27 protein-coding genes are annotated in these 25,382 nt (G+C 68.5%); 13 read left to right on the top strand and 14 right to left on the bottom strand.

The genetic code is table 11. The features are described 5' to 3' along the window. Positions 1 to 96 precede the first annotated feature (96 nt). Positions 97 to 1,011, top strand: coding sequence for an SDR family NAD(P)-dependent oxidoreductase (locus A5686_RS10940; protein WP_067933971.1), 915 nt, complete (start codon positions 97 to 99; stop codon positions 1,009 to 1,011). A 51-nt stretch (positions 1,012 to 1,062) separates the two neighbouring features. Here the strand turns inward: A5686_RS10940 and A5686_RS10935 are convergent, their stop codons facing one another. After that, entirely contained in the window at positions 1,063 to 1,761 is a 699-nt protein-coding gene (locus tag A5686_RS10935; RefSeq protein WP_067933970.1) for a M24 family metallopeptidase, read from the bottom strand. Positions 1,762 to 1,790: 29 nt separating this feature from the next. Here A5686_RS10935 and A5686_RS10930 point away from each other — a divergent pair, with 29 nt between their 5' ends. Beyond that, positions 1,791 to 2,285, top strand: a complete 495-nt coding sequence (locus tag A5686_RS10930; protein WP_067933968.1) for a cupin domain-containing protein — start codon at positions 1,791 to 1,793, stop codon at positions 2,283 to 2,285. An 80-nt stretch (positions 2,286 to 2,365) separates the two neighbouring features. Here A5686_RS10930 and A5686_RS10925 read toward each other — a convergent pair whose 3' ends face one another. Continuing rightward, positions 2,366 to 3,808 (bottom strand): flavin-containing monooxygenase, encoded by a 1,443-nt coding sequence (locus tag A5686_RS10925; RefSeq protein WP_369829697.1) that lies wholly within the window; start codon positions 3,806 to 3,808, stop codon positions 2,366 to 2,368. Then, positions 3,808 to 4,287: a VOC family protein gene (locus A5686_RS10920; protein ID WP_067933964.1), complete on the bottom strand. Its 480-nt coding sequence runs from the start codon at positions 4,285 to 4,287 to the stop codon at positions 3,808 to 3,810. Before A5686_RS10920 ends, A5686_RS10925 begins: the two co-directional genes overlap by 1 nt. A 76-nt stretch (positions 4,288 to 4,363) precedes the next feature. Here A5686_RS10920 and A5686_RS10915 point away from each other — a divergent pair, with 76 nt between their 5' ends. Beyond that, on the top strand, positions 4,364 to 5,302 hold the full coding sequence (locus tag A5686_RS10915) for an SDR family NAD(P)-dependent oxidoreductase (RefSeq protein ID WP_067933962.1): 939 nt from the start codon (positions 4,364 to 4,366) through the stop codon (positions 5,300 to 5,302). Positions 5,303 to 5,321: 19 nt separating this feature from the next. Continuing rightward, positions 5,322 to 6,536, top strand: coding sequence for a gephyrin-like molybdotransferase Glp (gene glp / locus A5686_RS10910; protein ID WP_067933999.1), 1,215 nt, complete (start codon positions 5,322 to 5,324; stop codon positions 6,534 to 6,536). Between the two features lie 8 nt (positions 6,537 to 6,544). On the opposite strand, the gene A5686_RS10905 is transcribed toward glp, so the two are convergent. Then, entirely contained in the window at positions 6,545 to 7,759 is a 1,215-nt protein-coding gene (locus tag A5686_RS10905) for an MFS transporter (protein WP_067933961.1), read from the bottom strand. Between the two features lie 65 nt (positions 7,760 to 7,824). On the opposite strand from A5686_RS10905, the gene A5686_RS10900 reads away from it, so the two are divergent. The 3 genes from A5686_RS10900 to A5686_RS10890 are packed head-to-tail and all read left to right on the top strand — an operon-like array spanning position 7,825 to position 11,599. Beyond that, on the top strand, positions 7,825 to 8,547 hold the full coding sequence (locus A5686_RS10900) for a phosphatidylserine decarboxylase (protein ID WP_197520546.1): 723 nt from the start codon (positions 7,825 to 7,827) through the stop codon (positions 8,545 to 8,547). Continuing rightward, a complete protein-coding gene (pssA, locus tag A5686_RS10895; RefSeq protein ID WP_067933957.1) occupies positions 8,544 to 9,407 on the top strand; it encodes a CDP-diacylglycerol--serine O-phosphatidyltransferase in 864 nt (287 codons plus the stop codon). Before A5686_RS10900 ends, pssA begins: the two co-directional genes overlap by 4 nt. After that, complete coding sequence (locus tag A5686_RS10890; protein WP_067933956.1) at positions 9,404 to 11,599, top strand: AAA family ATPase; 2,196 nt, start codon at positions 9,404 to 9,406, stop codon at positions 11,597 to 11,599. The genes pssA and A5686_RS10890 overlap by 4 nt, the downstream gene beginning before the upstream one ends. Here A5686_RS10890 and A5686_RS10885 read toward each other — a convergent pair. Beyond that, positions 11,573 to 12,169: a TetR/AcrR family transcriptional regulator gene (locus A5686_RS10885; RefSeq protein ID WP_067933954.1), complete on the bottom strand. Its 597-nt coding sequence runs from the start codon at positions 12,167 to 12,169 to the stop codon at positions 11,573 to 11,575. The two genes, A5686_RS10890 and A5686_RS10885, sit on opposite strands and share 27 nt — an antisense overlap. Positions 12,170 to 12,190: 21 nt before the next feature. Here A5686_RS10885 and A5686_RS10880 point away from each other — a divergent pair, with 21 nt between their 5' ends. Beyond that, a complete protein-coding gene (locus A5686_RS10880) occupies positions 12,191 to 13,021 on the top strand; it encodes a DUF2867 domain-containing protein (protein WP_067933952.1) in 831 nt (276 codons plus the stop codon). A 75-nt stretch (positions 13,022 to 13,096) separates the two neighbouring features. Here A5686_RS10880 and A5686_RS10875 read toward each other — a convergent pair whose 3' ends face one another. The 6 genes from A5686_RS10875 to A5686_RS10850 all read right to left on the bottom strand — a co-directional run bounded on the left by A5686_RS10875 (position 13,097) and on the right by A5686_RS10850 (position 17,352). Then, entirely contained in the window at positions 13,097 to 13,924 is an 828-nt protein-coding gene (locus A5686_RS10875) for an enoyl-CoA hydratase-related protein (RefSeq protein WP_067933950.1), read from the bottom strand. A 119-nt stretch (positions 13,925 to 14,043) separates the two neighbouring features. Then, the gene (locus tag A5686_RS10870) at positions 14,044 to 14,682 is read right to left on the bottom strand and encodes an LON peptidase substrate-binding domain-containing protein (protein ID WP_067933948.1); all 639 of its coding nucleotides are present in this window, start codon (positions 14,680 to 14,682) and stop codon (positions 14,044 to 14,046) included. After that, the gene (locus A5686_RS10865) at positions 14,682 to 15,821 is read right to left on the bottom strand and encodes a glutamate--cysteine ligase (RefSeq protein ID WP_197520547.1); all 1,140 of its coding nucleotides are present in this window, start codon (positions 15,819 to 15,821) and stop codon (positions 14,682 to 14,684) included. Before A5686_RS10865 ends, A5686_RS10870 begins: the two co-directional genes overlap by 1 nt. Next, entirely contained in the window at positions 15,802 to 16,482 is a 681-nt protein-coding gene (locus tag A5686_RS10860; protein ID WP_067933945.1) for a superoxide dismutase family protein, read from the bottom strand. The genes A5686_RS10865 and A5686_RS10860 overlap by 20 nt, the downstream gene beginning before the upstream one ends. Before the next feature lie 65 nt (positions 16,483 to 16,547). Beyond that, positions 16,548 to 17,024 carry a LytR C-terminal domain-containing protein gene (locus tag A5686_RS10855; RefSeq protein ID WP_067933943.1) on the bottom strand — a complete coding sequence of 159 codons (477 nt, stop codon included), beginning with the start codon at positions 17,022 to 17,024 and terminating at the stop codon, positions 16,548 to 16,550. A 19-nt stretch (positions 17,025 to 17,043) separates the two neighbouring features. Next, the gene (locus tag A5686_RS10850; protein WP_067933941.1) at positions 17,044 to 17,352 is read right to left on the bottom strand and encodes a DUF3263 domain-containing protein; all 309 of its coding nucleotides are present in this window, start codon (positions 17,350 to 17,352) and stop codon (positions 17,044 to 17,046) included. Positions 17,353 to 17,556: 204 nt separating this feature from the next. Between A5686_RS10850 and A5686_RS10845 the strand changes: the two genes are divergently transcribed. The 4 genes from A5686_RS10845 (at position 17,557) to A5686_RS10830 (ending at position 20,512) form a co-directional block, all read left to right on the top strand. Further along, positions 17,557 to 18,150 carry a peptide deformylase gene (locus tag A5686_RS10845; RefSeq protein ID WP_067933940.1) on the top strand — a complete coding sequence of 198 codons (594 nt, stop codon included), beginning with the start codon at positions 17,557 to 17,559 and terminating at the stop codon, positions 18,148 to 18,150. Further along, positions 18,150 to 19,061 carry a GCN5 family acetyltransferase gene (locus tag A5686_RS10840; protein WP_067933938.1) on the top strand — a complete coding sequence of 304 codons (912 nt, stop codon included), beginning with the start codon at positions 18,150 to 18,152 and terminating at the stop codon, positions 19,059 to 19,061. Before A5686_RS10845 ends, A5686_RS10840 begins: the two co-directional genes overlap by 1 nt. Positions 19,062 to 19,138: 77 nt before the next feature. Continuing rightward, the gene (locus A5686_RS10835; protein WP_067933998.1) at positions 19,139 to 19,951 is read left to right on the top strand and encodes an exodeoxyribonuclease III; all 813 of its coding nucleotides are present in this window, start codon (positions 19,139 to 19,141) and stop codon (positions 19,949 to 19,951) included. A 114-nt stretch (positions 19,952 to 20,065) separates the two neighbouring features. Beyond that, complete coding sequence (locus A5686_RS10830; protein WP_067933936.1) at positions 20,066 to 20,512, top strand: hypothetical protein; 447 nt, start codon at positions 20,066 to 20,068, stop codon at positions 20,510 to 20,512. A gap of 16 nt (positions 20,513 to 20,528) precedes the next feature. Here the strand turns inward: A5686_RS10830 and A5686_RS10825 are convergent, their stop codons facing one another. Continuing rightward, positions 20,529 to 20,795, bottom strand: a complete 267-nt coding sequence (locus tag A5686_RS10825; protein ID WP_067933934.1) for an Rv1535 domain-containing protein — start codon at positions 20,793 to 20,795, stop codon at positions 20,529 to 20,531. A 72-nt stretch (positions 20,796 to 20,867) separates the two neighbouring features. Here A5686_RS10825 and A5686_RS10820 point away from each other — a divergent pair, with 72 nt between their 5' ends. Continuing rightward, positions 20,868 to 21,143, top strand: a complete 276-nt coding sequence (locus A5686_RS10820; RefSeq protein WP_156750034.1) for a hypothetical protein — start codon at positions 20,868 to 20,870, stop codon at positions 21,141 to 21,143. Between the two features lie 16 nt (positions 21,144 to 21,159). On the opposite strand, the gene A5686_RS10815 is transcribed toward A5686_RS10820, so the two are convergent. Continuing rightward, positions 21,160 to 25,020, bottom strand: coding sequence for a SpoIIE family protein phosphatase (locus A5686_RS10815; RefSeq protein WP_067933931.1), 3,861 nt, complete (start codon positions 25,018 to 25,020; stop codon positions 21,160 to 21,162). Further along, positions 25,020 to 25,373: an STAS domain-containing protein gene (locus tag A5686_RS10810; protein WP_067933995.1), complete on the bottom strand. Its 354-nt coding sequence runs from the start codon at positions 25,371 to 25,373 to the stop codon at positions 25,020 to 25,022. Before A5686_RS10810 ends, A5686_RS10815 begins: the two co-directional genes overlap by 1 nt. Between the last annotated feature and the right edge of the window lie 9 nt (positions 25,374 to 25,382).

Raw genomic sequence — 25,382 nt, 5'->3', positions numbered from 1 at the left:
CTCCTCAGCGGTTGACAAAGCGGGGCGTGCGTTCCATATAGTGGCACTCAACCGGAGCGATAGCCCCGTTTACTCTACTAGTTCAAGGAATCTCTCATGGCCAAGTGGACCACCGCTGACATTCCCGACCAGACCGGACGGGTCGCCGTCATCACCGGAGCCAACACGGGCCTGGGCTACGAGACGGCCCTGGCGCTGGCCGATCACGGCGCGCACGTCGTGCTGGCGGTGCGCAATCTGGACAAGGGCAAGGACGCGGCGGCCAAGATCACCGCGCAGAGCCCGCACGCCGACGTCGCGCTACAGGAACTCGACCTGACGTCGCTGGCGTCGGTCCGGGCGGCCGCCGAGCAGCTGCGGTCCGCGCACGACCGCATCGACCTGCTGATCAACAACGCGGGGGTGATGTACACGCCGAAGTCGACCACCAAGGACGGCTTCGAGCTGCAGTTCGGCACCAACCACCTGGGACACTTCGCCTTCACCGGCCTCCTGCTGGACCGGCTGCTGCCGGTCGCCGGCTCGCGGATCGTGACGGTCAGCAGCGTCGGCCATCGCATCCTCGCCGACATCCACTTCGACGACCTGCAGTGGGAGCGCCGCTACAACAGGGTCGCCGCCTACGGGCAGGCCAAGCTCGCCAACCTGCTGTTCACCTATGAACTGCAACGACGGCTTGCCCCGCATGGCACGACGATCGCCGCGGCCGCGCACCCCGGCATGTCCGACACCGAGCTGATGCGCAACATGCCCGCCCCGCTGGTCGTCGCCTTCGAGCGGATCGCACCCCTCGTCGCCCAGAACCCGGCCATGGGCGCCCTGCCGACCCTGCGCGCCGCCACCGATCCGGCGGTGCAAGGGGGGCAGTACTACGGGCCCGACGGCCTCGGCCAGACGCGCGGCTACCCCAAGGTCGTGGCGTCTAGCGCCAAGTCGCACGACGTCGAGCGGCAGCGCCGGCTGTGGACGGTCTCCGAGGAACTCACCGGGGTGACCTACCCCATCGATTAGCCCGAGGGACGACCCGCCGCGCCCGGCGGTGCGCCGCGCTCGCGATCGGCACTAGGGCAGATCGAGCAGCTGCTCGTAGAAGCCGCCGAAGCCGCGCGGGCGATCGACAAGGTGGATCTCGAGGATCCAGTGGCAGATGCGGCCGCGCGGATCGGTGCGGCGCATCGGCTTGTTCGATCCGGGCATGATGATCCACTCGACGCCTGGGCCGGCGATCTTCTTGTGCGGGAACTCGCCGATCAGGTGGCCCGCGATGCGGCTGCCCCACTCGAACCCCTCGGCGTCGGCCACCGCGACGACATAGTCGAACAGCTCGGCGCCGGTGATGTCGGGATGGCCGGCGAAGTGGTCGCGGCCGGCCTCCCAGACCCGTGGCAGCGCATCACGAAGGGCCGTCTTGTACGGGTCGTCGCCGAGCACGAACGTCCGCCCGAAATCGGCCTCCCACTCCTCGAAGATCGGACCGAGATCGAGGAACACGATGTCGTCGTCGACGATCACGCGATCCGGCGGGCGTTCCTGGAACGGCTGCAGCGTGTTCTGCCCGGCCCGCACGATCCGCCGGTGCCAGTGCCGGGTCACGCCGAACATCTCGCCGGCGAGGTCATGGATCCGGTCGGAGAGTTCCTTCTCGGCCAGCCCGGGGCGAATCATGGCCCGCCGCTCGATTTCGTCGAACAATTGCGCGGCTTTGCGTTCGGCATCGAGCAGCCGTTGCACGCGAACATCTTCGGCACTCGATCGCTCCACACCGGCGATGCTATGCGCACACTGGAACCATGTCTCTCGTCGTGCCGCCCTACCCGCCAGCCCGATACACCAAGGACGAGCCGGAGATCAGTGCCTGGTTCAAGCGTGCCGATCAGCCACCGGACTACGAGACGTCCGGGGTCAGGTACCACTACCTGGCCAACCAGCAAGACACCGCCGGCGACTACGGCCTCTACCGCGTCGACATCGCACCGGCCGGCGGCGGGCCCCCGGCGCACTTCCACCGCGCCATGTCCGAGGCGTTCTTCGTCTTGTCCGGAACGATGAAGCTCTATGACGGCACGCAGTGGGCGGACGGCCGTCAAGGCGACTTTCTCTACGTCCCGCCCGGCGGGGTGCACGGTTTTCGCAACGAGGCGGACGAACCGGCATCGATTCTGATGTTGTTCGCACCCGGCGCACCCCGCGAGGCTTACTTCGAGGGATTCGCGGCACTGGCCGACATGACCGACGACGAGCGCCGGGAATGGTTCATCCGCCACGACAATTACTGGGTGCAGTAAGCCTCAGGTAAATGCGAGATTGCTTCTGCCGGGACGTTTCTGGGCGCGACGCCGCCGCGGTTGAAGCCAAGAGCGTGCGGCTACGGACGTAGCAGGTAGTCCTCGACGACCATGCGGCGAGTGCGCTCGAAGAATGTCTTGCCGCTATAGGGCAATTGGGTGACGACCTTCCCGCTGGGATGTCGAAAGTAGTTGGTACAGGCCAGCCAGACCTTGCCCGCCATCGCGGCCTGGATCTCCTCGTTGTAGTGGCGCTGCGCCTCGGCCGTCACCTCGACGGTGCGCGCCCCGCGGCCGCCCATCACGTCGAGGATGTGGCAAATGAAGGTCGTCTGCGCCTCGTGGATGTAGATGATCGAGTTGACGCCGTTGGTGTTGGGGCCATACAGCACAAAGAAATTCGGATACCCGGCGACCAGCGTGCCCAGGTAGGCTTCCGCGCCGTCGCTCCAGTCATCGCGCAGGTGGCGACCGCCGGAACCGTACACGTCGATGCTGGCCAGATAGTCGGCGGCGGTGAACCCGGTGCCGTAGATGATGGTGTCGACGTGGTGTTCGACGCCGTCAACGGTACGCACCCCACGTTCGGTCAGTTCCGCGATCGGGGTCGTTTCCAGGCTGACGTTGGGCAGTGCGAACGTGGGGTACCACTCGCGCGACATCAGCGGCCGCTTGCACCCGGCGGGATAGTGCGGTGTCAGCTTCGCCCGCAACTCGGGATCGGCCACCTTGCGGGCCAGGTAACCGCGGGCAAGCTCGGTCGCCTCGAGGATCTGTGGGTGATCGACGTCGAAGCTGGACGACTCGTAGGCAGCGAAGGCCTCGTCGCGCAGCTTCTGTGCGGCGGCCGGCTCACGCTCGAACAGCTCGTGCTGCTCTGGGGTGAACGGGAAGTCGAATCGCGGCGCGATCCATATCGGGGTCCGCTGAAACACGGTCAGATGGGCGGTCTTTCGAGCTATCGCCGGTACGTATTGGATCGCGCTGGCACCGGTGCCGATGGAAGCGACGCGTTCTCCGTCGGTCGACTTGCTGTGGTCCCAGCGCGAGGAATGAAATCGGCGTCCGCGAAACCGCTTCGCCCCCATAATGTCCGGGACATATGGCACATCGAGCATGCCGACCGCGCTGACCACCACGTCGAAGTCGTACTGTCGGCCGTCAGCACTGGTGAGCGTCCAGCGGCGCTGCGAGTCCGACCAGCGCGCGGTGGTGATCGCGGTGTTGGCCCGCAGGTGCCCGGCCAGTTCGTGCTCGGTCGCCACCCTTTCGAGATACGCAAGGATCTCGGGCTGGTTGGCATAGGTCTTGCTCCACCGAGGGTTGGGCGCAAAGGAATACGAGTACAAATGCGACGGGACATCGCAGGCCGCACCCGGAAAAGTGTTGTGGCGCCAGGTTCCGCCGAATCCGTCTGCTCGGTCGAAGATCGTGAATTCGTAGCCCGCGTCGGCGAGTTGGATCCCCATCGCGATGCCGCCGGCGCCGGCCCCGATGATCCCGACCGAGGGCTTCGGGTCCACTATGCCCATTGCGCGAAATACGGCCGCTCGGGCCGGCTCTTCTCCACCAGGATGAACACCACACCCCAGGGATCGACGAACCAGGTGGTACGTACCCGTGCCACGTCGGCGATTCCGCTGACCACAAAGCGCACGCCCTTGGACTCCAGTTCCGCCCGGGTGGCGTCGATGTCCGCACAGATCAGCCCGACGTGCGAGAGCCCGGGGTCGGTCAGCGCCCGGCCGTCACCGGCAGGCCCGCTTTTGGCTCCGAGGTATTCGATCACCTCGAGCACCCGGTCACCGCCGTCGTCGAACCCGAGGATGGCAGCTTTCATGCTGGGATCGGACACCAACTCACCCATGTCGTCGCGAATGGCGTTGCCGGACATGACATATGGGGGCGAGAGCACACGCATGCCCAGCACATCGCGGTAGAACGCCACCGCAGCCTCGCAGTCCGGAACGCAAACCCCGGTGTGAGCCAATCCGGTAATCACGTTCTCACCTTACGTCCGCCCGGCAGGGCCACCCGCCCATCCGGCAGCAGCAGTTCCGATGAGTATCTTTTGGGCCATGCCTTCCAACGACGCAGAGACCCGCTCATGGTCGGAGGCTGATGTCCCGGATCAGACTGGCCGGGTCGTCGTCGTCACCGGCGCCAACACCGGCATCGGTTACGAGGCGGCGGCCGTGCTGGCCTACCGCGGCGCCCACGTCGTGCTCGCGGTGCGCGACCTGGAGAAGGGCAACGCGGCGCTGTCGCGCATCGTCGCCGCCAGTCCGCGCGCGGATGTCACGTTGCAGCAGCTGGACCTCACCTCCCTGGACGCGATCCGCTCGGCCGCCGACACGCTGCGCGCGGCCTACCCGCGCATCGATTTGCTGATCAACAACGCCGGGGTGATGTGGACGCCCAAGCAGGTCACCAAAGACGGCTTCGAATTGCAGTTCGGCACCAACCATCTGGGCCACTTCGCGCTGACCGGGCTGCTGCTGGAAAACCTGCTGGTGGTGCGGGATTCGCGGGTGGTGACGGTCAGCAGCCTCGGGCATCGGCTGAGGGCGGCGATCCAGTTCGACGACCTGCATGCCGAACGCGGCTACGACCGGATCGCCGCCTACGGGCAATCCAAGCTGGCCAACCTGCTGTTCACCTACGAGCTGCAGCGCCGGTTGGCCGCCACGCCCGACGCAAAGACCGTTGCCGTCGCAGCCCACCCCGGCGGCTCCAATACCGAGCTGGCCCGCAACCTGCCGGGCGTCTTGCGGTCGGTGAAGGCCCTGGTGGCCCCGGTGCTGTTCCAAAGCCCGGCGATGGGCGCGCTGCCCACGCTGCGGGCTGCCACCGATCCGGCCGTCCAGGGCGGGCAGTATTACGGCCCGGCCGGCTTCCTCGAGCAGCGCGGCCGCCCGAAGCTCGTCAACTCCAGCGCCCAGTCCCACGACGAGGAGTTGCAGCGTCGGCTCTGGGCCGTCTCCGAAGAACTCACCGGTGTCAGCTTCCCCGTCTGACGCGCGGATAATGGCTTCGATGCGCTCAGTCGCCGAACATCAGCGGGTCGTCACCGAGTTGATTCGTGCGCGCCCACCGGTCGGGGTCCCGCTGACCGACGCCCAGGGCCTGGTTCTGGCCGACGACGTGGTGGCGCAGCTGGCCTTGCCCGTCTTCGACAACTCCGCGATGGATGGCTACGCGGTGCGCGCCGAAGACACGGCGAGCGCCACGCCCGAAAGCCCGGTGGAGTTGCGTGTCGCCGAGGACATTCCGGCCGGACGCACCGACGAACTGACGCTGCGGCCCGGGACGGCGCACCGGATCATGACGGGCGCACCGCTGCCGGCCGGAGCCACGGCCGTCGTGCCGGTGGAGGACACCGACGGCGGCATGAACGTGGTGTCGATCCGCGCGCCCCGCACGGCCGGTAAGCACATCCGCCGTGCGGGTGAGGACGTCTCCCCCGGCACCACGGTCTTGCGCCGGGGTCAGGTCGTGACGCCGGCCGTGCTCGGCTTGGCGGCGGCGCTGGGCATCGCCGAGTTGCCGGTGATTCCGCGCCAGCGGGTGCTGGTGATCTCGACCGGATCGGAGCTGGTGACGCCGGGCACGCCGCTGCTGCCGGGGCAGATCTACGAGTCCAACTCGATCATGCTGGCCGGCGCGGTTCGGGATGCGGGGGCCGATCTGGTCGCCGTCGCGACCGCGGAAGACGACGTGGCCCAATTCAGTTCGATCATCGACCGATACGCGCGCCCGGACAACCAAGTGGACCTGATCATCACCAGCGGCGGGGTCAGCGCCGGCGCCTACGAGGTGGTCAAGGACGCGTTCGGGCGCGAGGGCGACCAGGGCGTGGAGTTCGTCAAGGTCGCCATGCAGCCGGGCATGCCGCAGGGCGTGGGGCGGGTGGCCGGCGCGACGATCGTCACGCTGCCGGGCAACCCGGTCAGCGCGCTGGTGTCCTTCGAGGTATTCATCCGGCCCGCGCTGCGAAGGGCCATGGGCCTGCCGCACCCGGAACGCCCGCACCGCAAGGCCGTCCTCGCCGAGTCGCTCACGTCACCTCGCGGCAAGCGCCAATTCCGGCGTGCGGTGCTCGACGATGACGCCGGCACGGTCGTCAGTTACGGACCGCCGGCGTCGCACCACCTGCGCTGGCTGGCGTCGGCGAACGGACTGCTGGACATCCCCGAGGACGTCGTCGAGGTGCCCGAGGGAACCCAACTGCAGGTCTGGGATCTGCGTTAGCGGGCTCGCTAGGCCGCGGGCGTGGCCACGTCACGATGGAACTCGTCGGCCTTGTCGAAAGCCGGTGTGCAACGGATGGCGACGGCGACGACCGACATCATCACCGGAATGGTGACCAGCGCCGCCGACAGCCCCACCCAACCCGACAGGTGGCCGATCAACGGCGGCCCGAGCAGGTAGCCCAGCCAACCAGCCGCGGCCACGACGGCGATCGCCGATCCGGCGCCGCTCGCGCCGTAGGCCGCGCTGAAGGCCGTGGGCACCAGCAGCGCCACGCCGACGCCCAGCGCGGCGAAGCCGAACACGCCCACCCGGGCGTCGGCGGCGGCCAGCGTCACACTCATGCCCAAAACGGACACCAGCGCCAGCGCCGGCAAGAGCCGGCGGCTGGACACCAGCGCGTGCAGTCGGGGCGCGCCGAACCGGGTGATGACCATCGCGCACGTGTAGGCGGCGTAGCTCAACGCGGCGACGCTGGGGCCGGCACCCACGACATTGCGCAGGTAGTTGGCCGACCAGTCGGTGGCGGCGCCTTCGCACAGAAACGACGCGAACGACACCGCGGCGAGGATCGCCACCCCCGGGGTCATCCAGGCGCGCTTACCCTGCGGCGGGGTCGATGACGCGGCGGCCGCGTCGACCGCGTCGGGGATCAGGCGACGGGTCAGCGGTTCCACCACGACCAGGACGACCAGCCCCAGACCAGTCAGCTGGGCGGTGAGGCTGACGCCCACGCTGACGCACGCCGCGCCGATCACGGCGCCCGCCAACGCCCCGACGCTCCACATGCCGTGAAACCGAGCCATGATCGGAGCCTCGGCGAGGCGCTCGACCGTGCCGGCCTGCGTGTTCATCGCGACGTCCAGGGCTCCCTGACACAGCCCCCACAGCGCCAGCGCACCGAACAGCGCGGCCGCGGATCCGGCCAGGCCCACCGTCGTTCCGGCCGCGGCATAGCCCGCGACCGTGACCGGGATCAGGCGGTGGCTGCCCCACCGGGGCAGTGCCCAGTGGCTGAGCAGCGTGGCCACCACCGATCCCAGCGGCGCGCCCAACAGGGCCGTCCCGAGCGCCGCGTCGGAAAGGCCGAGCTCGGCCTTGACGTGGGGAATGTGAGCGGCCCAGGAGGAGAACACCAGACCGTGCGCGATGAATACGGCGGTGACCGTGACTTTCGCCCAGAGCAACTGTGGGGCTCGCCGATCCGCGCTGTGCGATTCCATGTCGACGGTGGGCGTTCCCGCTGCGGGCGTCTACGAATCAACGGCGGGCTCCGTAAGATGGCCGCGTGGCACGACGCCCCCGCACTATCGGCCCCACGGCTTCGGACCCGAGCTTTAGCCCGCAACACGCGCTGGAGTTGGTGCGCTCCGCCATCCCGCCGGTGCATCCGGCCGGACGGCCGTTCATCGGCGGCGGCCTGGCGCTGGCCCTCGTCGGGCGCAAGCACCGATGGGTGCGACGGGCGGGACTGCTGGCCGCCGGGGCCTGCGCGGGGTTCTTCCGTCATCCGCCGCGGGTGCCCCCCACCCGGCCCGGCGCGATCGTCGCCCCCGCCGACGGCGAGATCTGCGTGATCGACTTCGCCGCCCCGCCCGCCGAACTGAGCATGGGCGACGCACCGCTGCCGCGAGTCAGCATCTTCCTGTCGCTGTTGGACGCCCATGTGCAGCGCGCTCCGGTCAGCGGCGAGGTAGTCGCCGTGCAGCACCGGCCGGGCCGATTCGGCTCGGCCGACCTGGCCTCGGCGAGCACCGAGAACGAACGCACCAGCCTGCACCTGCGCACCGCCAGCGGCGCGGACGTCGTCGCGGTGCAGGTCGCCGGGTTGCTCGCCCGCCGCATCATCTGCGACGCGCACGTCGGGGACAAGCTGTCGGTCGGTGACACCTACGGCCTTATCCGGTTCGGCTCCCGGCTGGACACCTACTTGCCGGCGGGTTCCGAACCGCTGGTGAAGGTGGGCCAGCGGGCGATCGCCGGCGAGACTGTCTTGGCCGAGCTGCGATGATCAGCAAGCCGCGCGGGCGCCCGGCGGTCAACCTGCAGATCCTGCCGAGTGCCATGACGGTGCTCTCCGTCTGCGCAGGACTGACGTCGATCCGGTTCGCCCTCGAGCACCAGCCCAAGGCGGCGATGGCGCTGATTGCCGCGGCCGCCATCCTGGACGGACTCGACGGGCGAGTGGCTCGCATCCTGGACGCCCAGTCGCGGATGGGCGAAGAGATCGACTCGCTGGCCGACGCGGTGAACTTCGGCGTAACCCCGGCGATCGTGATTTACGTGACGCTGTTGACCACGTCGCCGGCCGGGTGGGTGGTGATCCTGCTCTATGCGGTTTGTGTGGTGTTGCGGTTGGCGCGATTCAACGCATTGCTAGACGACGGCAGCCAGCCCTCCTACGCGCACGAATTCTTCGTCGGCATGCCCGCGCCGGCCGGCGCGATCTCGATGATCGGTCTCATCGGACTCAAACTGCAGTTCGGCGACGGCTGGTGGACCTCGCCACTGTTCCTGTGCATCTGGATCACCGGGACCTCGATCCTGATGGTCAGCAAGATCCCGATGCGCAAGATGCACGCGGTCGCCGTGCCGCCGAGTTGGGCGGCGCCCCTGCTCGCGCTCCTGGCGATCTGCGCGGCGGCGGCGGTGCTGGCCCCCTACATGTTGATCTGGGTGATCATCGTCGTCTACCTGTGCCACATACCGTTCGCCATCCGCAACTCGCGCTGGCTGGCCGCGCACCCCGAGGCGTGGGATGACGCACCCAAGCAGCGCCGCGCGGCGCGGCGGGCGATCCGCCGGGCACAGCCCAACCGCCGGTCGGTGGCGCGGCTGGGCCTGCGCAAGCCGGGCAGGCGCTTGCCGTGAGTCGCTCCGGCGACGACGCACACCGCTCCGGCTCGGTCCGTCAGCTCACCCTGACCGCCCGGCTGAACACCTCGGCCGTCGACTCCCGCCGCGGCGTCATTCGGTTACATCCGAATGCCATTGCCGCACTGGGGATTCGGGAATGGGACGCGGTGTCGCTGATCGGATCGCGCACGACGGCGGCCGTCGCCGCCCTGGCCGGCCCGGGCACGCCCGTCAGCAACGTGCTGCTCGATGACGTGACGCTGTCCAACGCGGGACTGCGCGAGGGAACCCCGGTGGTCGTCGGCACGGTCACCGTCTACGGCGCGCGGTCGGTGACGCTGGCCGGCTCGGCGCTGGCCACCCAGTCGGTCACGCCGGTCACGCTGCGACAAGCCTTGCTGGGCAAGGTGCTTACCGTCGGCGACGCCGTATCGCTGCTGCCCCGCGACCTGGGTCCCGGCACGTCGACGTCGGAGGCCACCCGCGCCCTGGCCACCGCGGTGGGCATCAGCTGGACCTCGGAGCTGCTCACCGTCACCGGCGTCGAGCCCGAGGGACCCGTGAGCGTGCAGCCCAACTCGCTGGTCACCTGGGGCGCCGGTGTTGTGTCCGGGGCGCGGGCATCGTCGCAGATTTCGGTCGAAGTCGCCAGGCCGGAGATGGTCGTCGAAGAACTGAAAGGCACCCAGCCGCAGGCGGCCAAGCTCGTCGAATGGCTCAAGCTGGCGCTCGACGAACCACACCTGCTCAAGACATTGGGCGCCGGTGCCAACCTCGGCGTGCTGGTGTCGGGCCCGGCCGGCGTGGGCAAGGTGACGCTGGTGCGCGCGGTGTGCGGCGATCGCAGGCTGGTCACACTTGACGGCCCGGAGGTCGGCGCGCTGGGTGCCGAAGATCGGCTCAAGGCAGTGGCTTCCGCGGTGCAAACGGTCCGCGACGGTGGCGGCGTGCTGCTGATCACCGATGTCGATGCCCTACTGCCGGCCACCGCCGAGCCGGTGGCCTCGCTGATCCTGAGCGAGCTGCGTACCGCCGTGGCCAGCGAGGGCGTCGCCCTGATCGCCACCTCCGCGCGACCTGATGCGCTCGACGCCCGGTTGCGGGCCCCCGATCTGTGCGACCGCGAGCTGGGCCTGCCGCTTCCGGACGCCGGCACCCGCAAAGCGCTACTGGAATCGCTGCTGCGAAACGTGCCGACCGGGGATCTAGACCTCGACGAGATCGCCTCTCGAACACCGGGTTTCGTTGTCGCCGACCTGGCCGCACTGGTGCGCGAGGCAGCGCTGCGGGCCGCGTCGCGGGCCAGCGCCGACGGCCGGCCGCCCGAGCTGAAGCAGGAGGACCTCATCGGTGCGTTGACCGTCATTCGGCCGCTGTCTCGCTCGGCCAGCGAGGAAGTCAGCGTCGGCAACATCACGCTCGACGACGTCGGCGACATGGCCGAGGCCAGACAGGCGCTGACCGAGGCCGTGTTATGGCCGCTACAGCATCCGGACACGTTCGCGCGGTTGGGGGTGGAGCCGCCGCGCGGGGTGCTGCTGTACGGGCCGCCGGGCTGCGGCAAGACCTTCATCGTGCGGGCGCTGGCCAGCACGGGGCAGTTGTCCGTGCACGCCGTTAAGGGCTCCGAGCTGATGGACAAATGGGTGGGCAGCTCGGAAAAGGCTGTGCGCGAACTATTTCGGCGCGCGCGCGATTCGGCGCCGTCGCTGGTCTTCCTCGATGAGGTGGACGCACTGGCGCCGCGGCGTGGGCAGAGCTTCGATTCGGGCGTGACCGATCGAGTGGTCGCCGCGCTGCTGACCGAGCTCGACGGCGTCGACCCGCTGCGCGACGTGGTCGTGCTGGGCGCCACCAACCGGCCGGATCTCATCGACCCCGCGCTGCTGCGACCCGGCCGGCTGGAGCGGCTGGTCTTCGTCGAACCGCCCGATGCGGCGGCCCGCCGCGAAATCCTGCGCACCGCAGGCAAATCCATTCCGCTGAGCGCCGACGTCGATCTGGATCAGGTAGCGGCCGGACTCGATGGCTACAGCGCCGCCGACTGCGTGGCGCTGCTGCGAGAGGCCGCACTGACGGCCATGCGTCGATCCATCGACGCCACCGATGTGACGGCCGCCGACCTCGCCGCGGCACACGAAAACGTCCGTCCATCCTTGGATCCCACGCAGGTCGAATCGCTACGAGCGTTCGCCAAAGCTTTGTAGCACGGCCAGGGCCGACGCCGCGACGTCCTTTTCCAGCCAGGTCGGCATCGGGTCATCGCGCGCGTGGCGCCGCACCACGGCGTAGGGCAGGTCGGCGACCGCCCGCGCGACGGCGTCGACGGATCGCGGTTTGCCGTTGCCATACAGTTGCCGGGCCAACACCGCGATGCGCTGGGTCAGCGGGGCGTTCATCGCGGCAAGGGTCTGCTGGAATGCCGCGTCCGGCTCGTCGTCGAGCAGGTCGCCGGGGCGGATGGTCAACAACAGCCGGGCGTCGTCGGGCAGGGCCCGCGCGAAGCCGACGGCGGCCACGGCCATCGCCACGGCGGTGTCCGTCGGGTTGTCGCCGTTGGCGGCCATTGCGCGCGTCTGGAAGCGTTCCAGCGCGCGCAGCCACGCCGCGGTCAGGATGCCGTCGCGGTTGCCGAACCGGTGATACAGCGTGCCCGCGGGCGCGCCGCTGGCTTTCGCGATTGCGGCCACGCTGGCCGCGCGCGGACCACCGTCGAGCACCAGTGCTCGAGCCGCGTCGAGGATCACATCGGTTTCGTGCTTCCGCGGAGGTGCCACGATCTAGTACATTCCTTCTATATGGAACGATTACCCTATATTGATGAGCATGCCATAACCATCGACGCCGGCAGCGAAGACACGTGGGCGGCGCTGCTGCGGGTGATGTGCCGCGATCCGCACGACCCGTCGACCGTGCCCTTCGGCTTCACCCTCGACGAAGCCCGACCGCCGGCGCGATTCGCGCTCAAGGGGCGCCACTGGTTCGCGGTCTACCGATGGGTGTTCGAGCTGGACGCGCTCGACGGCCCCGCGCGCACCCGGCTGCGGGCGGCCACCTGGGCGGACTTCCCAGGTATCCGCGGCAAGACCTATCGGGCGCTGGTGATCGGCACCGGCGGGCATCGCATCGTCGTGCGGCGGACCCTGAAACGCGTTGCCGCAGCGGTCCTCGACGAGCGGGCCGGCACCGGTGCGACCGCGGCCGATTACGTGGACGTGTTCGAGGTGCCTATCGCCGCCGGCGACACGCGCACCGCCGAACAAGCATTTCGCGACGGGCTCGGCGATAAGCCAACCGGGGGCGGGCGCCTGGTGGCGTGGGTCCACCGCAATGTACTGATGTTGCGGCTGGGCCCGCCCCGCTCGGCCGGTCACCTCATCGGCTGGTCGATCGTTCGTTCGGATCCCGACGAACTGGTGCTGGCGACGCGCGGGCCGCTGATGCGCGGCGAGCTGACGTTGCGCCGCCAGGACGGTCGGCGGGCGGTCCTGACCACCCGCCTGCACTACCGACGCCGAGTGACAGCGCGGGCGGTGTGGGCGTTGATCGGCCCACTGCATCGCATGGTGGCGCCGCAACTCATGCGACGCAGCGCGAGCCGGGGGCGCGCCATGGCGCCGATAGGTTGATCCGCGTGACCAACGCGAGGCCGGGCTGTGGGACCTCTCCGAAGGTTTTGTGCCACAACCTGACCGTGCGCCGGTTCATGGCTCGGGAAGTGGCGCCCATTCGCGGGACAGTCGCGAGGTGAAGCGCGGCGGCCGGTGCTCGAGGAACGCGGCGACGCCTTCGTCGGCGTCGGCACCGCCCATCAGCCATTCGTGCACAAGGGTTTCCAGCGAGGCGACCTGTCGCGGCGTGTAGCGATTGATCGCGCTGTCCCACAGCAGGCGTTTGCACAGCGCCGCCGACATCGGTGACACGTTGATCGCGATGTCGCGGGCCAGCGACAGGGCATGGTCGAGCACCTGTTCGGCGGGCAGAGCGCGGGTGGCGACGCCGAGCGCGGCTGCCTCGGTCCCGCCGAACGTGCGCCCGGTGAGCAGGATGTCTGCGGCCACCCCCAGGTTGGTCAACTGGGTGAGCGTCCAGTGCGACATGCAGTCGGGCAGCACCCCCCGGCGGACCTGCACCACACCGTATTTCGCGTTCTCGGCCACGACGCGGATGTCGGCCTGCAACGCAATGGTCAGCCCGATGCCGATGGCGTGGCCGTTGACCGCGGCGATCACCGGTTTACGCAACTCGAACGCCGCCGGGGTGATCGGCGAGGCCGAGAACGTGCCGGTCGGGCGGGAGTCGGTGGGTGCGCTGAACGGGCGTGCGTCGCCGGAAAAGTCGGCCCCGGCGCAAAATGCACGACCCGCCCCGGTCAGCACGATGGCTCGGACGTCGTCGTCCTCGTCGCAATCCCGGTATGCGCGGCTCAGCAGCGCGCCCATTTCGGCGGTGTAGGCGTTGAGGTGGGCGGGCCGGTTGAGCGTGAGCACCGCCACGCCCGAATCGATTTCGACCGTCAGGTCGGCGCTCATGACAGGACCGGCACCCGATGCGGGGCGCCGATCATGTCGGCGGCGCTTGCCGCCGCCCGCACCGGCGAACCGCTGACCCGAAGCTGCACCTTCATCCGTCCGTCCTTCACCCCGCCCGGTCATTCGGAAAGCTGAAACTCCACCACTTCGGCGACCGCGTCCACCGCCTCGCGCAGCGCGACAAGGCGGTCGGCGGCTCCCGGCGCCGACAGCACCGAGTAGCGGTCGGCCGTGCCGATCGGAATGCGAGACGCCAACGCGAACAAGCGCTTCCCCGCTGAGCCGGTCCGGTCATATGCCAAAATCACCTCACGGCCCGGAAGATTGATGTCGCGCGCCCGCGCAATGCGCTCGAACAGTGCCATGGCCCGGTCTTCGACCTCGAGCAGCTGGGTGTCCGACACCGCATCACCGGACTCGTCGGGCCACGGCGCGATCACCGCCCGCGGGTACGGGTCGTCGGGCAGCCATTCTTTCACTCGAATACGTTCTCCGGTACGGCAATTCAGCGAATACCGCCCGGCGCCGTGGTCGATGCACTCGGCAATCCGGGACAACACGCCGACGTCGCAACGTGCCTCACCGCCACCGACCTCACGCCCGCGCGAGATCAGTACCACCCCGAACGGGTCGCCGGTGTCCATACAATGCCGCACCAGCTCGCCATAGCGTGGCTCGAAGATCCGCAACGGCAGATCTTGGTCGGGTAGCAGCGCCGACTCCAGCGGAAACATCGCGAGCTCAAGGGCTTCCGTCATCAGATCTCCAGTTCGGCCACCAGCGCATCGACGACCGCACGCAGGTCGCCGTCATGTTCTTCGGCCACCCGGCGCTGCCGCTGGTAGGAGGCGCCTTGCCGCGGAATGTCGGCCACCGCGGCAAGCTCGTCGACGCAATCCAACTTCTTGGCCACCGGCTCCAGCCGGTTCAGCACGTCGTCGAGATCCTCGGTGACCAACCGCTCATTGCTGTCAGCGTCCAGGATGATGACCGCGTCCAGACCGTAGCGGGCGGCGCGCCACTTGTTCTCCTGGTTGTGCCAGGGCGGCATGCTCGGCAACGACTCGTCGGCTTCCAGTCTGCGGTCCAGGTCGACCACCAGGCAGTGGGTCAGCGCGACCAGGGCGCCCAGCTCGCGCAGGTTGGACACGCCATCGCAGATCCGCATTTCGAGCGTGCCCAGGTGTGGGGAAGGCCTGATGTCCCAACGGACTTCGTCGACATGGTCGATGATGCCGGTCTTCTTCTGGTCGTAGACGAAACGTTCGAATTCCGCCCACGTCTGGAATTGGAACGGCAGCCCGGCGGTGGGCAACTGCTGGAACATCATCGCCCGGTTGCTGGCGTATCCGGTGTCCACGCCCGTCCACCACGGTGACGACGCCGACAGCGCCAGCAGGTGCGGGTAGTAGTTCAGCAGCGAGGTCATGATCGGCATCACCTTGTTCGGCGAGGAGATGCCGACGTGCACGTGCACGCCCCAGATCAGCATCTGCCGTCCCCACCATTGGGTGCGCTTGATCAACTCGGCGTAGCGCGGGGCATCGGTGAACTTCTGAGAACTCCACTGCGCGAAAGGATGTGCCCCGGCACAGAACAACTCCATGCCGCGATCCCGGACGATGCGTCGCGCCGGCCCCAGGGTCTGCCGCAGATCCTCCATGGCCTCGCCCGCGGTGCGGCAGATGCCGGTGACCACCTCGACGGTGTTGCGCAGCAATTCCTTGTGTACGCGCGGGTTTTCGCCGATCTCGGCGATCACCGCGGTGGCTTCGTTGCTCAGGTCGCGGGTCTGCGCATCGACGAGCGCGAACTCCCACTCGACCCCGAGGGTCGGCCGTGGTGAGCGGGCGAAATCGATGTGGGTGTTGGCCCTGTTAACCGGCACCGATGACACCGCACGCCACCCGCTTGCCGGGGTCACCGGTACTCATCGTCATGTCGCGGGGGCCCGGCGTGCCATTGGTCTGGTTGTTGCCCCCCGATGGGGCGTTGGCGGAGCTGGCCGCACCGGCGTGGATGATGATCGCGGTCTTCTGCCCGGTGAGCAGATCCTCCATGGCGAATGCGTCCGTGGTAGTGACCAACCTTCCGGAGCCGTCCTTGCGCACCAGCAAGGTGGGCAGGTCTCCGCTCGCGGGCTCGCCGCTGTGCCCGGGCGCCTGAAAGTGGTCGCCGGCGGACAGGAAGTCCCCCGGCGCGCCGCCGGTCGGGGCCACCGAGTTGGGCTCGCACTTGCCGACCTTGTGAATGTGCACATCGTGGAAGCCCGGTGTAAGCACACCGTTGGCCGTCGTCTCGATGGTGACGGTGGCGTACCCGTTGTCGAATTCGAACGCCGCGGTGGCCACCTGGGTACCGTCCGGGGCCTTCAGGTGCGTGGTCATGCTCGGGGCCGCCCCCCCTCCAGGCTCCGAGGCTTTGGCGCCAGCCGGCGATGGCGATCCGGTCCAAACCGCTGGAGTGGTGCCCGGAACCGAGGACGCCCGCTCGGGCGACGAACAAGCACCCAGCAACACGACACAACCGGCCAGAACCAAACAGGGCAGGTTACGCATAACCAGCAGCCTAGCCCGGCGGCGAGGTTAGCCGGAACGGCTCGCTGAGGAGTCGGGCAGTCGAATCAGCCCGCCACAAGGACGATGACACCCGGCGGCTCCGCGCTGAGCGCGGGGATTCGCGGTTCGACGGGTGCGCCCAGGTTCTTGCCCACCGCATCGGCGGTGGCGTGTTCGTCACCGGCGTCGGTGTAGTAGACCGTGGTGGTCGAGACGTCGGGCACGGTCATGTTGTCGACCTTGGTGACTTTGAATCCGGCGGACGTCAGCTGGTCCTTAGTGCGCGCGGCGACACCCTCTTTCGCGGAGATGTTGTAGATCTGCACCTCGGCCTGGTTGCTCGCCGGCTTGTTGGTGGGGGATGTCGTCGTCGAGCTGGTGACGCTCGAGGTGGACACCGCCGACGCCGAATCGTCGTCAGAGCTCCCGGAAGAACCCAGAGCCTGCCAACCGAGCAGCAGGAAGATGACGCCGAGGAACAACAGCACCATCACCATGGCCCGCAGGGGCAGCCCAGTGGAGTCGGGAACTCGTTCTTTCATCGAGCCCTACTGTAACGAGTCAGGTCACCTCGAAGCCGAGGCGCCGTGCCGCGCGTGCCTTCTGCCTGCCGGCACGCAGCCTGCGCAGCCGTTTCACCAGCATCGGGTCGGCGGCCAGCGCCTCGGGCCGGTCGACGAGCGCGTTGAGCACTTGGTAGTAACGCGTTGCCGACATCGAGAACAACTCCTTGATGGCGTCTTCCTTCACACCGGCGAACTTCCACCACTGGCGCTCGAAGGCCAGGATGTCGTGCTCGCGGCGGGTCAGCCCATCTGCGATCTCAGAGTCGTCCCCCGATCGATTTGCCCGCGCCATGGCGCTGTCCATATCGCTTCCCCTGGACCCTTTCGGCGAATTCCGAACTGCTCGAATGACTTGACTTAGCTAAGGGCGTGTTTCGGCGATAATTGAAACACGCGCCAAACCCTCAAGCCGTCATCCAGACCCGCGAGTCGGCCGATTGGCCAAGATGGCCCAGACTCCGAGATCGCAGGCTGGGCAACCCAAGGGCGTGCGGTAGCTTAGCCGACCATGGCAGTCGTTCCGATCCGCATCGTGGGAGATCCCGTCCTGCATACCCCGACGCAGCCGGTGCCGGTCGCTGCCGACGGTTCGCTGCCGGCGGATCTGGCCGAGCTGATCGCGAACATGTACGACACCATGGACGCCGCGCACGGGGTCGGGCTGGCGGCCAACCAGATCGGGGTCGGCTTGCGGGTCTTCGTTTATGACTGCGCCGACGACCGGGGCCGCGCCGACCGCCGCCGCGGTGTCGTCGTCAACCCAGTCCTGGAAACCTCCGAGATACCCGAGACCATGCCCGACCCGGACAACGACGACGAGGGCTGCCTGTCGGTGCCCGGCGAGTCCTTCCCCACCGGCCGCGCGAAGTGGGCCCGCGTCACCGGACTCGACGCCGACGGCAAACCGGTCTGTATCGAAGGCAATGACCTGTTCGCACGGATGCTGCAGCACGAGACCGGGCACCTGGATGGCTTTCTGTATCTGGACCGTCTCATCGGCCGGCACGCGCGTAGCGCGAAACGCGCCGTCAAATCCCACAACTGGGGCGTTCCGGGCCTCTCTTGGACGCCCGGCGAAGGACCGGATCCGTTCGGGCACTGATGGTTTCGTGGCCCGACCCGGGTACCCGGGTGACGGTTCGCTACCGCCGCCCGGCCGGTTCGGTGCCGCCGTTGACCGACGCGGTGGGTCAGCTGCTGGCCGTCGACCCGATGGTGCGGGTGCGGACGAAGACCGGCGCCGTCGTCGAGTTCGCACCCGCCGATGCGGTCGCGCTGCGGGTGCTCACCGACACCCCGATCCGCACGTCACACATCCGCGCGCTCGAACACGCCGCCGCCACCGCCTGGCCGGGCGCACAGCATCTTTGGCTGGACGGCTGGCTCCTGCGGGCCGGCCACGGTGCCGGCCTTGCCGCGAATTCCGCAGTGCCGCTGGCACTTTCCGCTCAGCTGAGCTGCCTACCGGCGATCGTCGAATGGTACCAGGGCCGCGGCCTGACGCCACGACTTGCCCTGCCCGACCGCCTGCTGGAACTGCCGGCCGGCTTGACCGGCGAACGCACGGAACGGGTTGTGGTGCGCGATCTTTCCGACGCGGCCGCCCACAGCGCCGGCCCGTCCGTCAGACTGTCGCCGCGCCCCGATGACGCGTGGTTGCGGATATCCGGCGGCGAGATCCCGGTCGACGTGCTCACCGCCGTCATCGACGGCGAGCTCGCCTTCGGCGCGCACGGTGACACAGCGGTCGCGCGTGCCGCCGTGACCGACGCACCCGGCGGCGAACGCTGGGTGGGCATCTCGGCCGTGCGCTGGGCGCCGGACGCCGACGAGCGATCGGCGGCGGACCTGTGCGGGGCACTGTTGGCGTGGGGGGCCGACCGTGGAGCAACGCGCGGCTACCTGCGGGTACCCGACGTCGGCGTGACGACGCTTGCCGCCGCGTTGGGATTCCGTCTACACCACCGCCGTCGCTACGTGCCGGTGCGCCCGGACGGCTGGGCTAACGTCTAGCCATGCCCGACGGGACGGTTGATGGTGGCGGCGACGCGCCGCCCCAGCCGTCGCCGCACTTGCGATCGACGCTTCGGATGGCCACCTGGAATGTCAACTCGATTCGTTCCCGGCTGCACCGCGTCACCGACTGGCTGGCCCGCGCCGACGTCGACGTGCTGGCCATGCAGGAAACCAAATGCTCCGACGCCCAGTTCCCCACGTTGCCGTTCTTCGAACTCGGCTACGAGGTGGCCCACGTCGGTTTCAACCAGTGGAACGGCGTGGCGATCGCCTCCCGCGTCGGCCTGGGCGACGTGCAGATCGGATTCGAGGGTCAACCCACCTGGAGTAGCAAGCCGGAAGTCGCCGCCACCGCGGAGGCCCGTGCGTTGGCCGCCACGTGCGGTGGCGTCCGGATGTGGAGTCTCTACGTTCCCAACGGCCGGGCCCTGGGCGACCCGCACTACACGTACAAGCTTGAATGGCTTGCGGCACTGCGTAATTCGGCATCGAGTTGGTTGCGCGACGATCCCACCGCGGCCATCGCGCTGGCCGGCGACTGGAACATCGCCCCGCAAGACGACGACGTCTGGAGTATGGAGTTCTTCGCCGACGCCACGCACGTCTCCGCACCGGAGCGCCGCGCGTTCCACGCCATCGTCGATGCGCAATTCGCCGACGTGGTGCGCCCTTTCGCGCCGGGCCCCGGGGTCTACACCTACTGGGACTACACCCAGCTGCGGTTCCCGAAACGACAAGGCATGCGCATCGATTTCATCCTCGGCTCACCGGCCTTGGCGGGCCGCGTGATCGACGCCCAGATCGTCCGCGAAGAACGCAAAGGCAAGGCGGCCAGCGATCACGCGCCGGTGCTCATTGATGTGAGGCGAGACGAGCCGCGGCCATAAGGACGGGCCAGACCCACTCACATCAAGCTCACGCAATTCTCAGGTGCTTCTCGTTGTCTGCGCGATGACATGGTGGCAGGCTTTGGGGATTAGCAGCAATGGCAGGGAGTCATCATGAGTGTCATCGGCGGAGCATTCCGAGGCGTGAGTCAGGCGGTGAACCGCGCGGCGACCGCGACGACCGCAGCCGCCGGTGCCGTCGGTGGCGCGGCGGTCAACGGGGTCATCGGCGGCGTCACCGGAGCCGCGGAGGGCGTCAAGCGCGGCATGAACAGCGGTAGCCACTCGGCGCCCGCGGCCGCGCTGGCCTTCGGCGCGCTGGGCGTCGCCGGATTGGTGGAGTGGCCGGTGCTGCTGGCCGTCGGCGGCAGCGCCTTGCTGTTGCAGAGGTTGAGCCGCAAGCACGAGGCCGAGCCCCGCGCGGTCAAGGCGGACCTCAAGGCGGTTCCGGCCGAGCCGCCGACGCAGAAGAAGGCGCCCGCGAAAACCCCCGGCAATTCCCCGGCCAAGAAAACGGCCGGACGCCGGGCCGGCACCACGGGGTTGCGCAGCACCAACTAGGCGAATCCGCTGCCGATCAGCCGGCTGCTTCGCTAAAGACCGCCGAAGCCAATTGCGCCAACGGCCAGCGCACCACGCGATCGTCGGAGTGAGCAGATGGATCCGGACAGATCGGGCCCTGAACCACCCCGGACGGAACCTTCGCGCCGCGACGAGGAACCCGATCGTCTTGCCGAATCTCGACCACCCCGACGCGCCACAACAGCGCATAGAGTTCGAGTAGCGGCACCTTCAGCACCGAAGCAAACGATGAAACTAGCGGATCGCCCCCGGTGTCGGTCATCGTCGACATAGTTCCGACGGTGGACCCGCGACCCAGCGAGATGGGAAACCTCTCGTTACCGAAAGGCAAATGATGGCGGAAAAGAAGTCGCGGCGCGGCACGTCGCAGCGCGAGGCGGTGCAGAAGATCCGCGAGGGCGAAACCTTTGTGGTCAACCTGCCGGCGGTCGGTCAGATGGAAATCCCCAGGCCAGAGCAGTTGGCCTACTTCGGCGGGCTGGCGGCCCTGGCGGCCCTCGAACTCATCGACTGGCCGGTGGCCCTGGTCATCGCCGCCGGGCACTTACTGGCCAGCAACCACCACAACAAGCTGTTGGAGGAGCTCGGGGAAGCGATGGAGGAGGCCTAGCCGCCGCCCGATCGGCTCAGCTTTGCGCGACAGCGTGGTCGAACCGCAGGGTGACCCGAGTGCCGGCCGAGGTGCGTCGCGTTTCGACATCGTCGGCCAAACCGCTCATCAGGGTCAGCCCGCGCCCGCGGCGGCGGCTGCGCAAGCTGGCCGACGAATCGCCGACCCATCGGCCGGTGTCACTGACAGTGATCACGACGGTGTTCTGCCGCAGGAAGGCCTCGACCGACACCGTTTGACGCGGTTCGTTTCGGCTGCCGTGTTCGATCGCGTTGGTGACGGCTTCACCGGTCGCCAACAAGATGTCCGTTTCGCGACCCGGCAAGACTTCGATGGTGTTCAGCCAATCTCGCAGCTGCTCCCGCGCGACGGGAATCTGAGCGGGCGCGGCCGGCACCACGGTGACGAAGCTGCCCGCGGCCACGTGGCTCGGCCGCAGCGCGAGTACCACGACGTCGTCGCGGTAACCGGACGGCGGTGCCATCTTGGTCAGCAGCTCCGCGCAAATCTGTTCAACCGGGAGGCCGGCGCATTGCGCCGCGACCGCCCGCAGGCGCTCGAACCCGTCGTCGAGCGTCTCGCCGGGCCGTTCGATGAGTCCGTCGGTGTAGAGCAGGATCAATCCGCCCGCCGGCAGCTCGGCCGTCGCGGTGTCGCCGGATGACTGGTCCGCCGAATCGTGGAAGCCGTTTCCGGCCACAGAAACCGGCGCGCGCCGGCCGGACTCCAGATAGACCGCCTGCCCGTCGGGCAGCACCAGCACCGGATAGGGGTGCCCGGCGCAGCTGTAGCTGACGGTGGCAGCGCCGCGGCGGGATTCGGTGTCGATCCGCGCGTAGGCCACCGTCGCGCAGCGCGCGCCGTCGACGCTGGCGGCATACCTGTCCAGCGCGCCCAGTACTGCCTCCGGTTCGTCCGCGGTCAGCGCGGAGGCCGCGACCGCGGCGCGCAGCCTGCTCATCACGATCGCCGCGGGGAGGCCGTGCCCGACCACGTCTCCGACCGATATCGCGATCCTGCCGGGGTGGTCCAGTGGGGTCACGGAATACCAGTCGCCGCCGACCCGCATCGCCTCCCCCGCCGGCTGGTAGACGGCAGACACGACCGCGGCGGTAGAGCCGCGATCCAGGTCGAGCAGGTGCTCTTGGAAGTCAATGGCAATCTCGTGTTCGCGGGCCATCAGCCGAACCCGGTCCAGGGCCGAGGACGTCAGCTCGGCCATACGGGCAAAGGCATCGAGTTCGGTGGCGTCGAATTTGCGTGGAGCCGGCCACAACAACGCCAGCACACCCAAGATCCGGCCGGCGCCATCCCGCAGCGGGTGGGCCACGCAGGCGCGGATGCTCGCCGCGCTGTCCTGCACGGCGTGCGCGTAGCGCGGGGGCAGCTCGAACGTGTCGGCGACGATCATCGACTCACCGGTGCGCGCGACGTCGGCTCCGATCAACGGGGCGTCGAGCGCGACGACGTGGTAGCGGTCGCGGAACTCCGCCGGCAGATCGCCGGAGTATTCGAAGCGCAGGTAACGCTCGCCGTCGACGACACCGATCGCGACCGCGCCGGCGTCGCCCGAGCCGAAGGAGGAGCCCAGTAGGGCGTCCATGATCTCGCCGACCGAGCTGGCGCCCTGCAGCGCCGAGTCGAGATGCACCAGGTCGGCGGCGAGGCCCGACCGTGCCTCGCGACGCTGCCGCTCACGCTCGCGGCCAACCGCGGACAATCTCGACGCCACCCGGTCGATCAGCTCTTGGGTCCGGAACGGCTTGGGCAGATAGTCGTCGGCCCCGCCGGCATAGCCCTCGTTGATCGCCTCGGGACCGGCCCGCGCGGACAGCATCAGGATCGGCGTGGCCGCCAATTCCGGGTCCGCGCGGACGGCGGTGACAAATCCAAAGCCGTCGAGCCCGGGCATCATCACGTCGGTGACGATCGCGTCCGGGCGCAGTCTCCGCGTCGCGGCCAGCGCCGACTCTCCATCGCCGGCCAGAGCCGTCTCCCAGTGGGCGGACAGCACCCGGTCCAGGTGCGCCCGCATGTCCGCATTGTCGTCGGCGATCAGCACGAGTTGGCGCGTCCTATCGGGCGCGGCGGCCACGGGTTCGGGGGCCGTCGTCACCCATTGACTCGCCTCGGCGACATATGGATTCGTTTCATCCGGCATGGCGGGCGACGCGGCGACCACCGCGCCCGAGACCGATCGCGGCACCCGGATGGTCACGGTGGTTCCGCGGTCCAGCTCGCTGTCGATCTCCACCGTGCCGCAGTGCAGTTCGACCAGGCCCCGCACCAAAGACAACCCGATCCCGGTGCCCTCGACGCTGCGGCCACGAACGTTGTCGGCCCGGTAGAAGCGCTCGAACAACTGCTTCAGATCCTCGGCGCCGATGCCGACCCCGGTGTCGCGCACGTCGATCACGCAGTCATCGGATTCGGTCCGTACCTGCACCGAAATCGTGCCTCGCAGCGTGTATTTGACGGCATTGGACAGCAGGTTGAGAACGATCGTCTCCCACATGCCCGGATCGACGTCGGCCAGGGCCGGCGCGCAGTCCAGCTCGAGGTCGAGCCCCGCGCGATGACACAGCTCGGTGAACGACGACGCGATGTGCGCGGTGAGGGCGCCGACATCGGTGCACACCAACTTGGCGTTGGCCCGGCCGGCCTCGATGCGGGAGAAGTCGAGCAGCGAGTCGACCAGACGCTGCAGGCGCCGCGCGTTGCGTGCTGCGGTGGTAAGCCGCTCCGCGAGCAGGGTTTCCGGCGCCGCGTCCAGCAGCGCGTCGTCCAGCGGTCCGAGCAGCAGGGTCAGCGGAGTGCGGAACTCGTGGCTGACATTGGTGAGAAATGCCGTCTTCGCCCGGTCCAATTCGGCCAGCGCGTCGGCCCGGTGCCGTTCCTGCTCGTAGGAGACGATCGAGGCGAATGTCGACGTCAACTGGTCGGCCAGCAGCTGACAGAAGCCTTGAAATTGTGCGTCGAGGGGGCGCCTGGGGCTGGCGCCGAGCACCAAGGCCCCCGTGGTCAAGGCCTCCCCCAGGGGCAGCACCAGCATTTGCCGCGGACAGTCGGCGCCCAGGACCTCACCGATGCCGGGGATCGCGCCGGTGACATCCTCGATGACCTGGCTTTCGGCCCGGGACCGCGCCGCCGCATCCCAATCGGTCAGCTGCGCCAGTTCGCCGGGCAGCAGCGCCAGCACCGATGGCGTCGCGCCGCGCAGCGTGACATCGCCGGTCTCACCGCTGCCGGCGTAGACGGCGATGAAGGACAGGTCGGCCGGTTGCGATGCACACACCCTGACCGCGACACCGACCGCCTCGTCGATGCTGCGGCTCTCGACTATCGCCGAGGCGACCGTGTTGAGCAGATGCAGGCGGCGCTCGCTCAGCACCCGCTCGGTTGTCTCTGTGACCGCGCAGAAAATCCCAGAGACATCGCCGCTCGTGGCGATCATCGGGCCGTAGGTGAAGGTGAAATATCGGTCTTGCCGTCGACCTTCTATCACCATGGACAACAACAGGTCGCGCGACCACGTCGCCTCACCTGTCGCAATAACCCCCGTAAGCATCGGTCCGATGGAGTCCCAGATGTCCCACCACACTTCCCGGCCGCGCCGCCCCAGGGCAGCCGGATGCTTGTCGGCCAGAGCAGATATGTAGGCATCGTTGTAGACGAGGAACAGATCCTGCGGCCCCAGCCACAGCACGATCGGAAACCGCGACGTCAGCGCCGTCGTCACCGCTGCGCGGAATTCGGCCGGCCATTGGTCCGGCGGTCCCAGCGGATGAGTGTCCCAGTCGTATTCGGCGAACCGCCGGCCCATCTCACCGCCTAGCGAAACGGCAGCGGCCAGGTCAGCCGGCAGTCGCGAGTCCATCACCGCCGTCTTCGTTGCAACGCCGCGGACAGCGTCGGGTAGATGTCGAAGACCCGGTCTAGTTCGGTGACCTGGATCGGTCGCAGCACCTGGTCGTGGTCGGCCACCAGCCGAACCGAGGTCCCGTCGGCCTTTCCGCCCTCGTGACAGTCGAGCACCGCGTTCAGCGCCGCGCTCCCGAAGAAATCAACGGCCTGCAAATCGATGACCACCGGTCGGGCCGGCTGCGCCGAGGCCAGCCTGAGGGCGGTCGTCAGGTGAGCGGCAAGCTCGCCGACGGTACTGGAGTCAACATCGCCTTTGACGCTCACAATCACCGCATCGTTGTGGGCCTCGTGTTCGACCGCCAACAACTTCGTGCC

This window comes from Mycobacterium sp. E2479, from assembly GCF_001667925.1.
GTDB lineage: Bacteria > Actinomycetota > Actinomycetes > Mycobacteriales > Mycobacteriaceae > Mycobacterium.
The sequence above is the reverse complement of the archived record's forward strand: the minus strand, read 5'-3'. Positions and strand labels throughout refer to the sequence as shown.